The sequence below is a fragment of the Flagellimonas okinawensis genome, assembly GCF_029194005.1.
In the GTDB taxonomy this organism is placed as follows: domain Bacteria; phylum Bacteroidota; class Bacteroidia; order Flavobacteriales; family Flavobacteriaceae; genus Flagellimonas; species Flagellimonas okinawensis.
This window is the reverse complement of the sequence record NZ_JARFVA010000007.1, coordinates 105,368-119,492: the sequence shown is the minus strand read 5'-3', so window position 1 is coordinate 119,492 and position 14,125 is coordinate 105,368. Positions and strand designations below refer to the sequence as shown.

Annotated in this window: 11 protein-coding genes; 7 read left to right on the top strand and 4 right to left on the bottom strand. The window is 44.2% G+C overall.

Annotated features, from left to right (window positions below):
- The first annotated feature begins 216 nt into the window (after positions 1-216).
- The 5 genes from PY091_RS16550 to PY091_RS16530 all read left to right on the top strand — a co-directional run bounded on the left by PY091_RS16550 (position 217) and on the right by PY091_RS16530 (position 3,928).
- Positions 217-654 (top strand): hypothetical protein, encoded by a 438-nt coding sequence (locus tag PY091_RS16550; protein ID WP_275650626.1) that lies wholly within the window; start codon positions 217-219, stop codon positions 652-654.
- An 11-nt stretch (positions 655-665) separates the two neighbouring features.
- Positions 666-1,037: a GerW family sporulation protein gene (locus tag PY091_RS16545; protein ID WP_275650625.1), complete on the top strand. Its 372-nt coding sequence runs from the start codon at positions 666-668 to the stop codon at positions 1,035-1,037.
- A gap of 817 nt (positions 1,038-1,854) precedes the next feature.
- On the top strand, positions 1,855-2,118 hold the full coding sequence (locus PY091_RS16540) for a helix-turn-helix transcriptional regulator (RefSeq protein ID WP_166247242.1): 264 nt from the start codon (positions 1,855-1,857) through the stop codon (positions 2,116-2,118).
- A gap of 1 nt (position 2,119) precedes the next feature.
- Positions 2,120-3,391 (top strand): type II toxin-antitoxin system HipA family toxin, encoded by a 1,272-nt coding sequence (locus PY091_RS16535; RefSeq protein WP_166247243.1) that lies wholly within the window; start codon positions 2,120-2,122, stop codon positions 3,389-3,391.
- 408 nt (positions 3,392-3,799) lie between these two features.
- Complete coding sequence (locus tag PY091_RS16530; protein ID WP_275650624.1) at positions 3,800-3,928, top strand: hypothetical protein; 129 nt, start codon at positions 3,800-3,802, stop codon at positions 3,926-3,928.
- Positions 3,929-4,524: 596 nt separating this feature from the next.
- On the opposite strand, the gene PY091_RS16525 is transcribed toward PY091_RS16530, so the two are convergent.
- The 4 genes from PY091_RS16525 to PY091_RS16510 all read right to left on the bottom strand — a co-directional run bounded on the left by PY091_RS16525 (position 4,525) and on the right by PY091_RS16510 (position 12,212).
- Positions 4,525-5,415: a PorP/SprF family type IX secretion system membrane protein gene (locus PY091_RS16525; RefSeq protein WP_166247245.1), complete on the bottom strand. Its 891-nt coding sequence runs from the start codon at positions 5,413-5,415 to the stop codon at positions 4,525-4,527.
- Between the two features lie 33 nt (positions 5,416-5,448).
- Positions 5,449-10,593 carry a T9SS type B sorting domain-containing protein gene (locus PY091_RS16520; RefSeq protein WP_166247246.1) on the bottom strand — a complete coding sequence of 1,715 codons (5,145 nt, stop codon included), beginning with the start codon at positions 10,591-10,593 and terminating at the stop codon, positions 5,449-5,451.
- Between the two features lie 33 nt (positions 10,594-10,626).
- The gene (locus tag PY091_RS16515; protein WP_166247247.1) at positions 10,627-11,163 is read right to left on the bottom strand and encodes a DUF4347 domain-containing protein; all 537 of its coding nucleotides are present in this window, start codon (positions 11,161-11,163) and stop codon (positions 10,627-10,629) included.
- A 452-nt stretch (positions 11,164-11,615) separates the two neighbouring features.
- Positions 11,616-12,212, bottom strand: coding sequence for a Crp/Fnr family transcriptional regulator (locus PY091_RS16510; RefSeq protein ID WP_166247248.1), 597 nt, complete (start codon positions 12,210-12,212; stop codon positions 11,616-11,618).
- A 166-nt stretch (positions 12,213-12,378) separates the two neighbouring features.
- On the opposite strand from PY091_RS16510, the gene PY091_RS16505 reads away from it, so the two are divergent.
- A complete protein-coding gene (locus PY091_RS16505; protein ID WP_258537770.1) occupies positions 12,379-12,501 on the top strand; it encodes a hypothetical protein in 123 nt (40 codons plus the stop codon).
- A gap of 333 nt (positions 12,502-12,834) precedes the next feature.
- Entirely contained in the window at positions 12,835-14,067 is a 1,233-nt protein-coding gene (locus PY091_RS16500) for a serine hydrolase domain-containing protein (RefSeq protein WP_166247249.1), read from the top strand.
- Positions 14,068-14,125 lie beyond the last annotated feature (58 nt).

Genomic DNA, 14,125 nt, shown 5'->3' with positions numbered 1-14,125 from the left:
TATCAAATTACAGATAAAAATGCGATTTGTCATATGAGATGTATCAGGATATGATCTTCGGACAAAATCGATATTATATTTATTCAAATTTATAGCCCTGTGCTGACCCAGATCATTGCACAGTATTTTGGTCCATGTTTCCTTTGCCATAAAAAGCTAATGATAATTTCTACTGTAATATTGTTAGTTGTGCTCCTGGTTCTTTGGCTGTTATTTATGCCTATACAGGTTTTTATCGATACCGATTCAAACAAGTATTATGCAAGGTTAAAGGGCTTGGCAAAGGCGAGTTTTGAACCCGACGAGAAGGAACTTTTAAAGGTGCGGTTAAAGGTCCTTTTTTATGAACGCTGTTTTTATCCCCTGACAAAATCCATCGATCAAAAAAAACAATCCGAAAAGAAGAAGGCTAAGCGAAAACGAAAACTGAGTTTTAAAAAAATGCTTCAATTGTTGAAGTCGTTCGAGGTAAAGCAATTTGATTTGGACATGGATACGGGAGATTATGTGGCCAATGCAAAAATGTATCCTGTTTTTGTATTGCTCAACCAATTTGTGGCTTCCTTTCATATCAATTTTGAAGATAGAAACAGATTGGTGCTGGATATTCGGAATAGACCTTACAGGATGTTGAAAACATTGTTTAACCATTAAAAATTAAGGTCATGGATTTACATTTTGAAGAATTATTGAACAAGGTGACAGACTTTATCAAATCTGAAGCCAAAACAGAAACAATTGTTGGAGAGCCCTTTGATTTGGGTGAATTCAAATGTGTACCGGTAATCAAGGTCGGTATGGGCTTTGGTTCAGGTGGAGGCGAAGGTATTGAAGGCAAATCCCGTAAGGGTGAAGGTGCCGGTGCTGGAGCTGGTATTGGTATTCAACCCATTGGATTTTTAGTGACCAAAGGGGATGAAATTTCATTCTTGGAAGCTGGCAAGACACATGGATTGGCAGCCGCATTTGAAAAAGTACCTGATTTGATCGAGAGATTAGTCAAGGAACGTAACAGACACGAAGAAGTTGTTGCGTGATTTAAGATTGCCTAATCGGTAAAAAACAAAAGCCTTCAAATTTTAATTTGAAGGCTTTTTCTGTGACCTGACTGGGGCTTAAATCCTAATTATAATCACTTGATATTCAAAAAGTTGAAATCATTTTTCTTAACCTGTGCACCGAATCGTTCACCAGTACACAATTACCATATAAAATGAACTTAATTGCCGATAAATGGTACCTAATAATTTAATGGCTAAAGTTATACTTTTTTTTGTTTTAATCCGGGATTTTATGCCTTTCAAGAAGTACTTTTAGCTATTAAACCGGAGGGACTAGAATCCATCTCTGGAAGGCCCAATAAATAAAGGGTTTCAAGCTTTCTAAAATTTTATGCTCACCGAATAGGTCACTTTTTACTAAATGGATATTAATGCATTGAAGCACAATTATATACGATTAAATTCTTGGGTAAACAAGATTATGCTGATTTTTGAATAAAAAGTCCAAAGAATACTGGGAATTCGCCATAGAAACAAGTAAGTCTTAAAGGGAACCAAACAAAAGTTAAAGAAGGATGGACAAATATACAGAAGCCCAAAGGAGGGCTTTTCTTTGAAATGACCAAATTTGTCATATTAATTCGGTTCCCAACTCAGATTATATACAGTACCTTACCTATGCTCAAATCTTTCCGGTGGAAGTGGTATACTATGTATGCCCGGTGTTCCCAGTTATGCTATGGAATTTTGAACATATTAAGGAATTAACGCTTCATTGAAAAATCAATTATGATTGTTATATTAAACATTTTAGCCATTTATATGTATATTTGTTTAATATAATAAACTAAAAATGATTGATTCAGTTTCAATTGGGGAGGTTAAAAAACTTTTGGGGAGCCTTTGTAGGCAGCAACGCCAAAGGTATGAAATGTCACAGACGGAACTGGGTAAAGCTTTGGGTATATCCCGTTATACCATCCAAAATTTTGAAAGTGGAAAAAATTCCACCTTGGATACCTTCCTGAAAATTGCCAAACACTTTGACCTGATGGACGATTTTTACAGGGCATTGAATAGTATCGCTGACACCAATAACAAGGAATCAATGTATTGATATGGCAAAGAACGATATTATAAGGGTTTGTCTTTTTGGTTCAGAGATCGGAAGATTGGGATACGATGTTGACAAACGTGCTTCCTTTTTTCAATACAGTCCCAAGTTCTTGGATGCCAATGTTTTTTCCCGAGTTTTTCCCTACATCTTCAAACGAATAAAACCGGTCCAAGTATTTACCAAATATCAAGGGGAAACCTTTCGCGGACTACCTCCCATGATCGCGGATTCATTGCCGGATATGTTCGGCAACATTATTTTCAAAGAGTGGCTGGAATCCACCAATCGGGATTTTCAAAAGATAACACCGTTGGAGCAGCTTACTTATGTTGGTAACCGGGGTATGGGGGCCTTGGAGTATAAGCCCATTGAGGAGATTCCAGATTCGACAACCATCGATATAGCGGAAATCGTTGAAGTGCTCCGAGAGGTTTTGGAATTGAAAAAGGGAACTTCTGGAAGGACGCTTGATGAAACATCACTTTTGAACATATTTAAAATCGGTACATCTGCTGGGGGGGCAAGACCCAAGATCTTGATATCGGAACACAAGAAAACAGGTAAGATTGTTCCCGGAGATATTCACCATAGCGAGGATTACCATCATTACCTTGTCAAATTAAACCTTAACGAAGATGCTCCGAAACAATACAATCGGGAGAAAGTCGAATATGCCTACTATTTAATGGCCAAAGAAGCCAAGATACATATGATGCCCTCCAAAATGATTCAGGGCAGGCACTTTGCTACCCTGAGATATGACCGCCAAGCGGGCTCAAAGCAGCATGTACTGACCGCAAGTGGCCTGACAGGGTGGGATTTCAAAAAACCAGAGGATTCAAGTTATGAAAACCTTTTCAAGCTGGCCCTCGACCTAAAGGTGCCGTATCGGGATATTGTTCAGTTGTTTCGAAGAATGGTATTTAATGTCATCTATGCCAATACTGACGACCATTTGAAAAACCATAGCTTCATCTACCAAGAGGAAAATGACTCGTGGGAATTGGCTCCTGCCTACGATTTAACCTATCCCCTTAACGTAAATTTGAATTATAGCAATGTGTCCAGAGCCCTTTCAATTAATGGTAAGCGTTCTGAAATACTGTTGGAAGATTTAATGTCTGTTGCCGAGACCCATGCCATCCGCGATGCTAAAGGTATCATAGAAGAAGTCCAACTCGCTGGTAGCGATTGGGAAGAAATAGCTGATGATTTAAAAATTCCAGTGGATGTTACTGAGGCCATATTAAGGGAGTTTTCTGAATTAATTTAAATTCGGTCTAACCTATCAGGATGATAGCCTTACGTTAATCTATAATCTACTTTTATTGGTTCTAGCTTCTTCAAGTTGTCTTTTTATCATTTTGGTGAATTAATACACTCTAAAGCAATTGGAAGATAATGGTACCAGCTACATTTTATGTTCATTGGGAGAAGCAGCTATTAATACCGATTAAATATGGGAATCAAGGTAATAAACAACTCTTGTAATTTTCTAAATTGATGATATCGATGGGCAAAAGTATTCCTTTGAAATCTTTTTATTGAAAAGCGATTTCTCAATCAACCACTTCAAAGAAAGTGATGTTTGTAAACCCGGCGCATGATGAATAAGAAAATGTATGCGCCCTTTTTTTTTGAGTATTCCAGCTTTTGGGGTAGAAGGTCAAATCCTATTAAAATGCTATTTGTCTTGAGTGACTCCAAATATGATGGCTGCATGGCCGCAGATGATACCTTCTTCTGGAAGAACCATACCCTTAAAACGGGTGTAACAAATGAAAACTGGGCGCTTTTTGTCATTATTTAAAAAATATAGGTGCGAGTTATATTGAATATAAGTGCGCCACATTAAAAATTAGTGCAAATACAATGGTCATACAAAAAGCGAGAGCGAGCACAAAGCTATTTGAACCTACATCATTTGTAAATACTATTGTGAAGAATCAAAAATTAATACGATTTGCTCAAATTTTTTAAATTGTCATTGCTGAGGCACTAGAACCTATTCTTGGAAATTCGAATAAACAAATGGTTTTGGGGTTTTCGAGATTTTATGCCAGCTGAATTGTACGACCTGTTAAATGAACTTGAGCGGCTTTAAAGAGCCGCAAATTTTTGTCCTAGGTGATAAGGATTGATAATTTAAAATTGCAGTTTTTTCTAAGTAGATGAATGATAACTCTTCTTTCAAACGGTTCGGTTTCCAATTGCTAAAGGTCCTAAACGATGAGTCCTCGGCTCCTGGGGAACAAATACTTATCCAAAGACAATGCCCTTAAATTAATGGTCTGCGTGGCCAAAGAGAATGTATGATTGATAAGACCTTTGATGGCATAAAATAAAAAACACCCTGCGCAGAGGGTGTTTTTTACTTAAATCAAGGTAACCTAGGTATGCAATTGATCACATCTTTAACCGCATAAAAAGTTCATGGGTATTGTGGTCCAAGCCGTCAATGGGATTTTGAATGGAGGTTTCATAGGCATATCCCAAATTGAATCCATTGCTAACGTTGAACAGGAACAGTCCGCTGATGCTCTCGTCATACCTGTAGCTTGCCCCGAACTCAAAGCGCTGGCCAAAGTCCAGGATTCCCGTCACTTCGACGGATAGGGGCGATGCGTCCACATACCGTAGCATCCCCATGGTCTTGAGGTCCAAGGTTTTTCCCAGCAGAAAGGTGTATCCCCCGCTCAGGTAGGCGTGCATTCGGTCCGTGCCCAAATAGGCATTGCCCTCACGTTCTTGCAAGCGGTCGGGGGTCAACAGCTTTGGTGCTGACAGGGATGCGAAATACCTGTCGTGCTTCAAATAGACCCCGGCCCCCACATTGGGGGTAAAACGGCTATCGTATTCCATCAATGATCCGTCCTGGCCCACACCATAGGTCACAAGACCTTGGGTGTTGGCTTCATAGGAGTTGGCACTTCCCTTGATGCCAAAGTAGAGCATATGTTCGTAATCCAATTGAATGTGGTAGGACACATCGATCGCCACCCAGGTTTGCTGCTCAATAAAGGTCTTGTCATTGAGGATGGAGGCGCCAAGTCCTATGTTTTTGCCCACGGGCATCCCAAAGATGGCACTCTGGCTTTCTGGAGCCCCTTCGATTCCCGCCCATTGGCTACGAATCCCCAAAGAGAATTCCGCAGCCTCGGAACTTCCCACAAAAGCGGGATTGTAAATGTTCATATTGTAGCGGTAAAAGGTGTAGTTGGGGTCCTGTTGTGCACTTGCCCACATGGAAAGTCCAAGGAACAGGGCCATTAGCTGTATTTTATTGATACGTTTCATCTGTCTTGAATGGTGTTTTTTGTTTTATTGGTGTTAATAGTTGATGAAAATCCAGCCTTGCAAGGGTGCGCTTCCATCTCCCAGGTTGATGATGTACATGTACGATCCCGCGGGTAGTTTCTCGTTCCTGTTCTTATAGAAGCCTTCCCAGTTGTTTCGGTACGATCTGGTGCCGAACACTTCATGACCCCATCGGTTGTAGACTTTGACCACATTGTTGGGGTAGTTGTCTATTCCCGGGATGACCCAGGCATCGTTGTTACCGTCGCCGTTAGGGGTAAAGGCCTGTGCAGGGACCAATGAGGGCTCCTCACTTGTTGGGAAAGCATCATCTGCATCCGGAACACCATCATTGTCGTCATCCTCATCAATGCTGTCTGGAATACCATCTCCATCGGTATCCAATGGCTTGCTGGATGCATCGTAAGGGTCGCTTCCTTCGGTCAATTCCATTTCGTCAGAATAGCCATCATCATCATCATCGGTATCTGCATTGTCGCCTATTCCGTCTCCATCGGTATCTATCGTCTCGGAAGCATCATTCGGGAAATCATCTTGATCATCCGGTATACCGTCGTTGTCATCATCGTTGTCAACGTTATCACCAAGACCGTCTCCGTCCGTATCGGTATCGGTAACCCCGTCATTGTCATCGTCCGTATCGGAATTGTCGCCAACACCATCACCATCAATGTCGGAATCCTCTTTCGGGTCATAGGGGAAAGCGTCCTCATCATCCGGGGTACCGTCATTATCTGCATCATTGTCGGCATTGTCGCCTGTTCCGTCACCATCGGTATCGGTATCCTCCGAATCATCCTTCGGGAAGGCATCCTCGGAATCAGGGGTGCCGTCGTTGTCATCGTCTTCATCGGCATTGTCTCCTTTTCCGTCGCCATCGGTATCGGTATCCTCGGAATCATCCTTCGGGAAGGCATCCTGGGAATCGGGAGTACCGTCGTTGTCGTCGTCTTGGTCTGCATTGTCGCCAGTTCCGTCTCCATCGGTATCAGTGTCCTCGGAATCATCCAATGGGAAGGCATCCTGGGAATCAGGGGTGCCGTCGTTGTCATCGTCATCATCGGCATTGTCGCCAGTTCCGTCGCCATCGGTATCGGTATCCTCGGAATCATCTTTCGGAAAGGCATCCTCGGAATCAGGGGTGCCGTCGTTGTCATCGTCATCGTCTGCATTGTCGCCAGTTCCGTCGCCATCGGTATCGGTATCCTCGGAATCATCCTTCGGAAAGGCATCCTGGGAATCGGGAGTACCGTCGTTGTCGTCGTCTTGGTCTGCATTGTCCCCGGTTCCGTCGCCATCGGTATCGGTGTCCTCGGAATCATCCTTTGGGAAGGCATCCTCGGTATCTAGGGTTCCGTCATTGTCATCATCCTCGTCTGCATTGTCCCCGGTTCCGTCGCCATCGGTATCGGTATCCTCGGAATCATCCTTCGGGAAGGCATCCTGGGAATCGGGAGTACCGTCGTTGTCGTCGTCTTGGTCTGCATTGTCCCCGGTTCCGTCACCATCGGTATCGGTGTCCTCGGAATCATCCTTCGGGAAGGCATCCTGGGAATCGGGAGTACCGTCGTTGTCGTCGTCTTGGTCTGCATTGTCCCCGGTTCCGTCACCATCGGTATCGGTGTCCTCGGAATCATCCTTAGGGAAGGCATCCTCGGTATCAGGGGTACCGTCGTTGTCATCATCGTCGTCGGCATTATCTCCTGTTCCGTCTCCATCGGTATCGGTGTCCTCGGAATCATCCTTGGGGAAGGCATCCTGGGAATCAGGGGTACCGTCGTTATCATCGTCTTCGTCGGCATTGTCGCCAGTTCCGTCTCCATCGGTATCGGTATCCTCGGAATCATCCAATGGGAAGGCATCCTGGGAATCAGGGGTACCGTCATTGTCATCGTCTTCATCGTCTTTGTCAGGTACGCCATCCCCATCGGTATCCTGGGCCGCATTGATACCCGCTGTGTGCGTGGTCGAGCTTAGTGCATCATCTTCATCCTTTACCTTAAATGAAAAGGAGGTATACGATGAACCATATTCTCCGTCTGCTGTTGTAAAGACGAGCAATGTCACATCGTCAATCATATCATTGGGCTTTACGGGAGAGCCGTTGTATTCCAATGTGCCTTTCGTCGGAAGTGAAATCACTTGTATGCCATTGAAGGTATCGCTCGGGTCAACATCAGAGAAGGTAAAATCAGTAGGTTTGAAAGCGTATCCTACATCTTGGGTTACGTCCAAGGTAATGTCGCCGCCTGCTGGAGCATCGTTCACATTGGTAATGTTCAATGTGGCCGTAACGGTTTCCGAGAAGGAAACGGCATCCTCAAAATTGTAGGTAAAGCTATCTGTTGCGGATTCATCGCCATTATGCTCGTAGCTGAATGTACCGTCAGCATTAAAGGTAAAAGCGCTTGCATGGGATGGATTTGAAATGATGTGATAAATTCTATCATCACCATCCACTTCCATGTCGTTTGTGGATACATCATCGCTCAAGGTGGCGTTTTCATCCAAAGTGAAGGAGTCTGCTACAGCTGTTGGTGCGTCATCCACTGCGGTAATGGATAAGGTAAGGGTTGCGGTTACCTTGGTGCCCGCATCATCCAGTTCATAGATGACGGCGTCACTTCCAAATTCATTCGCATTTGGAGTGTAGACAATTTTATTGTTTTCGTCCACCACGGCTGAACCTTTGGTTCCTTGTGTCGTAATGCTAACAGTTGGAGTGTTGTTGGTATCGTACACATCGTTGTACAACACATCGACCGGGTCGGATACGGTATCCTCATCCAATACGGCCAAGTCGTTCTTTGCACCGACCACCAAAGCAAGATCAAAAGGGCCAAAAGAGGCGGTTCCCGTGTTTCCGGCATTGTCCTTCGCCTCTCCATGGATGTACCATCCCGTACCGCCGCTGGAAAACGAGGTGGTCTTGGATTGACTGTTGCTCCAAGAGGACCATAGGCTGCTATCCGTTGCTGGAGGATTGCTGTCCTGAACCAATGCATAGCGTTGAACATCAAACCCACTTCCGTCATTTTCATCTTGAAAGGTCAACAGAATGTCGGTGTCGGTATCAATGGAGCCATTGTTCGGGGTGGCCGATAATGTAGGTTCGGTAACATCGTGAGTTATGGTCAATGTTCGGAAAAAAGGTTCTGACCAAACACCGGTACTGGTCTGTACACGCAGACTAATGATGTATTCTGCGGTTAGATTGTTATAACTTGAGAAATCCGTCATCTGGGTGGTGGAGTTGTGAATTTCCGTATCCGTTGGATTTCCTTCACTATCGTATACTCTTTGCGTCACAATCCATTCTTCATTGGAAAGCGTTCTTCCATAAGGGTCGATGGAGTTGTTCTCTATATTGATGTTCATCGAACCTGAGTAGGTAAACAGTGCATCAGGTTGAATGTTGAACTGTGCCACTGGCAAGTCTTCGTTGGTGGAAGAACTACTGCTGTCCACTAGGATATAGGCACTGGAAGGACTGCTCCAAACCCCCTGATGGTCTTGTACATTGAGCATCACCAAATATTCTCCATCCCCAACGGAATTCTTGTCGAACATTCCAGTATTCCAGTCTGCAGTGGATGCCGCATCCACGGGTTTCCATTTCCATTCGGTCTGGGCTATTCCATTGTTGGCACCACCATCCAAATCGTAAGAGGTGTCGTTGAACACGCCTGTGTCCGAACTGTAGGAGAAGCTAGCCACGGGCTTCCTGTGAAAATAAAGGGTGGTGGGGGAGGTGGGCAGGTCTTCGAAGGTAAAGGAGTATTTCCCGGGCTTTTCATAGAATTCCGGAACATCCTCCAGATAAAGATCGTTCCAGGAAACCCTTCCCTGGTTGTTGGGGAAGAAGGTCTCGTCATGTGTGATTTTCCATCTCCCGCTTGGGTAGCTTGCATTGGCGGTACTCGTTTTCATCTCAGAAGGGTCGACCGCTATCTCAACACTTGTTCCCGCAATGAAATAGTCGCCTTCGGTCACCGTAAGGAACTGGTATTGTTCATAAATATATTGGGCCATATCGTCCATCCAACTCGACCAGCTGCCCATATCTCGATTTACAAAAGTTCCTTGGTTGTTGTTTTGCTGTACAAAACGCTCGAACTGCACTTGGTTGCCGTTCAACCCCCACCCGATGTAATGGATGTCTTCGTTGATGGTTCGCATCAATATTTCGGCCAGATCCTGGTCGTTGTCAAAGTCTGCCACCTCTTGATCATCAAGGTTCACGTTGAATCGCATGGCACTGTTCCTCCATTGCGGCTCCCGAAGCACATCCTTGAATTTTTTAAGGCTCAATGAGGTCACTTCGATGTTCTTGAATGTGGCATAGGGCTGACTGTTGGAGAAGAATCCATAACTGCCTCCGATTTCCTCGGTTGCGGTGTAGTCGATGATCAATGCATCATCCATATAAATTTTTACGTTTTTACCGCTGACCACGATTTTAAAATGATACCAAGTCGTGGTCGAGTTGGGATTGAAAATAGTGCTTGAGGCATCTTGTAGTCCCTGAACATAGTGTTGCGGGTTGGCATTGCCATCGTCCCTTGTAATTTTGTACAAGCCCGATGCAAAACCGTGACCTGGAATGAACTCACTGGTGGTGAAGCCCCTTACGGCTCCCGATAGATTGAAAAGATAGGAACCCACAGGGCCATTTTTCATTCCGAAGGTTATCCCCATGTCATCGTTGTCGGAGCCAGAGGTAAAGGCAATGTCAGCTTCCAAGGTATAATTGGACGAATCAAAAACAGGATCGTAAAAACCCGCCATGTAGTCATTGTTGATTCTGCGGATGAATTTTTCTGCATCCACAAACTCCCAGGTCTCTGGGTTGTAGCCCCATCGTACCCAGTTATTGAAAATATCGGCAGCATCTTCCGAGTTGGAGGAAATGGTGGTTCGTTCAAAACCTTGCACGTAGAGTTTGTCGGCTGGGATACCCTTGCTCTCCAAGGCAGCACCTAGGTCTTCTTCGAAGGTATCTATATTTTGGTCGGTGATTCCCACGGTAAGTACCACATCAATGTTGGGGCCTTGTTGCACTTCCATATTGACCGTTTGGCCAAGCATGGAGTTCCATCCTAACCCAAAGAACAATAGTACTATGATATATGAATGGTGAAGGTTGATTTTCTTCATTTTGGTTGAATTTGTATTTGGAAATTGAAAAGGTTATTCAAAAAGGTTGCTGGTAATAGTCAATGGTCTTACCGAGTAATCAAACTTGAATTCTTCGTTGAGCTCTTTGCAAGAGGCACAAGAGGCTACATTGAAACCAGTTTTGGAGGATATGTTTTCCAAAAGAGATATCCCTGAAGGGTTTTTGGCCAATGTACAGGAGTACACATAAAGGGTTATGTCCCTGTTGGTGCTGAAATCAGATGAGGTCAGCTGCTGGTCCAGGACTTCGGCCGTGTACGCCATTTCCCCCATACTGATCGATGTCTCCGTGGATGGTGCAAAAAGATGGATGTTCTTTACACTGGGGTTCTCGGCCATCGCCTGCTTTAGGGTTTCGGCCAGGTTGGCAGCGGCATCGCTCTCGATCATTGTGACAGCAACGGGTAGGGACGCTATGAGTCCTGCGCGATTGGGAAAATCGGAATCCACGATCACCGCCTCGTCGGTTTGGGCAATGGATACGCTTAGCGTTAGCAAAAAGAAGAGCACGAAGCTCAACCGGATTTTTTGTTTAAAAAGATTTTTCATGGGTACGTTTGTTTTTTTTTGTGATTTGATTCGGTTCGGAAAAGGCACTAAAATTCCTGTCCGCTTGGATGCAGCTAATTTCCTTGCCTTGGACCTAGCTTTGGCTAGCTCCGGTTACCGAGGCTTGTCTGTAATGAATAAGTGAATGGAAAAGTATTTTTCTATGTCATGGGGCTAGGGAAACTTTTGTTGTTATGTTGAGAAAATAGTTCATCTTTTTGTGGGAACCTGAAATAAAAGCCGTATTATTTTTCTTTCATATGTGTAAGAAACGGCAATTCATTTTTCCTAGTATAAAAAAAAGTTTCAGAAATTGACATATGTCAATTTGATGTTATTTTCTTACATAAATTGCAGGACAACCGTAGAAAACACACCGGGAAAGATGAAAAAAATTCTTCTTATCCGAATCTGTTTCGGGGATATGTTGGGGGTGCCACAGGGGCGAAGGACTAATCTATTTCCTTCAATAGTCTGGATAAAGTCTCAGGTCTTATGGCCAGATAGGAGGCCAGGTGTTTGCGTGGGATTCTCTCGACAATTTGGGGTTTCATCTTTTCCATATAGTAGGTCAATCTTTTTTGGGCATTGGGGATCCTGGCCAAATACACCCTTTGTTCCGCAAGTATGTAATATTCCTCCAAAAGTATACGGTTAATGTGCCGCATTTCTGGAAAATTGTTCAAGCAATACTTATAGTCTTCATACTCCATATAATCACAATGGGTCTCTTCCAGGCTTTGGATGTTTTCTTGGCAAGGTTGATTTCTGAAGAAACCGGTAATCGAGGTGAAAACTTCGTTTTCGGTGTCCACCCAGGTCGTCAATTCCATCCCGTCGCTTTCAAAATAACCGCGAACCATACCTTTTTTGATAAGATAGAGACGATCGCAGACTTCTCCAGCTTTGCAAATGAACTGGTTTTTCTCGAAGTAACAACTTTTGATATGCTCAACCAGGTAGTTTTTTAAACTAGGGCTTAGGGGGTAAATGGAGTTGAGGAACAAAATGATGAAAAGATTTCCCTCTTTATGTTTATTCGGTAACATTTGATCAATTCGTTAGGTTTTCAAAAATAAGATTTATACTAAAAAATGAGCCATCTCTCATCTGGAATTCCTTTGAAGTATATGTATCGCAATATTAACTTTTGTAAGAAACCTTATCCTGACCGTAACCATCCGGTAAGCTCTTCGGTAAAAAAAACATTTTCTCGTGTTCACACGCAAAAAGATTGTATTGTTGGGAAGGGGCTCCATCCCATATGCTGTTTTGGTAAGCTCCAACAATGCCTTGGCTTTGGTGGTCAAAGAGCCCAGATCACCAATGTCCTGCTAAAGGAAACGTTTTGGGCGATAGGTGATATTTTTGGAACATCAAAGTATCCGATAATCCTTTAGAAATACCCAGGGTTTGAGAAATGACAAATACTTCTTGCAGATTTGCCATTCACCTTGACAATCTTTTCAATTTTCCATTAAGTCTTCATAGGCCATCAACCACTTTTCAATAGGTGCCAGCCATGACAATGATTCCTCGAAGGCCAAATTTCTGAACATCCAAGTTTATTCGGTCCATATTGTGCCCAGAAATACAATAAGAACGAGGTGGTGATGACATTTTTAAAAGGGTTCGATATATGGGTATATATGAAACCTTAAACCATCGATTATGAGAACACCGTCTTTTTTTGGGTATAGTCGGCTGATGTCCATCCTGTTCCTTTCATTATTAATCTCCTGTAGTTCTGGGGATGGAGAGGCACCACCCGAGCCCAACAGCAATCCAAATCAAAACCTAGATCTTGAACCGGAGCTCGAACCCGAACCGGAACCCGTAACACAAAATGATATCGGTGTGGTCGATGACGCAGTATCCGGATTTATGGCCCAGTATGGGGTTCCCGGGGTCGCCTTGGCCGTCAGCGTGGACGAAAAAATGGTCTATTCCAAAGGATACGGCAAGGCCAATGTGGAGAACGATATCGATGTGTCACCGGACCATCTTTTTCGGATAGCCAGTATCTCAAAGGTGTTTACGGCAACGGCCATACTAAAGCTTGTAGATGATGGTTTGGTGTCCCTGGATGAACCTGTCTTCGGCCCTGATGGCATATTGGGAGGTGATTTTGGTACAGCGGTGCTCACCGAGGATGAACTCGACATCACCGTGGATGACCTCTTGTTGCATGCTTCGGGCGGTTGGGGCACATCCACTGGGGGAGATCCCATTGATTACCAACCCAATCTTGGGGCTTCCGATTTTATCGAATATGTATTGAACAACTGGTCGCTGAGCAATGCCCCGGGAGAAGTGTTCAGCTATAGCAATATGGGATACTGGCTTTTGGCTCGAATCATTGAGGAAAGGTCCGGTGAACCCTATGAAGCATACCTCAAAGGGCTGCTTTCACCCTTGGGGATAAGTTCGTTCCGGGTAACGACCTTTCGGGAGGATGACCTCGGGGCAAATGAAGTACATTATTATGGCGCAGAGGGCGATGCACCATACATTTTCACGATTGCCTCGAGAAGGGATGGAGATGCCGGGGTTGTCATCAGTGCGCCCGATTTGCTCCGTTTTTTGTGCGCCATCGATGGGGCACCGGAGAGACCCGATATATTGACCCCTGGTTCGATCGCATTGTTGTCCGAGACCACCGAACTGTCCAATCTGGGAAGGGGTCTGGCCGTATGGCCGGAACAGCAATTGACCTATTTTACGGGAAGTCTTCCGGGAAACCGTTCGTGGATGATGATCGCTGAAAATGGACATACCGCCACCATTGTTTTGAACATGAGAAGGACGGATACCTCGGCTTTCGATAACGACCTGCAATCCCTTCTATTGAATATCGTGAAGGATGGAAACATTCCATGGCAAACCGATTTGAACCAGTTCTAGGTGGTTCGTTCAAAACAAATATTATGACTACAAAAACCTTAAAAATTAAACACAGCCT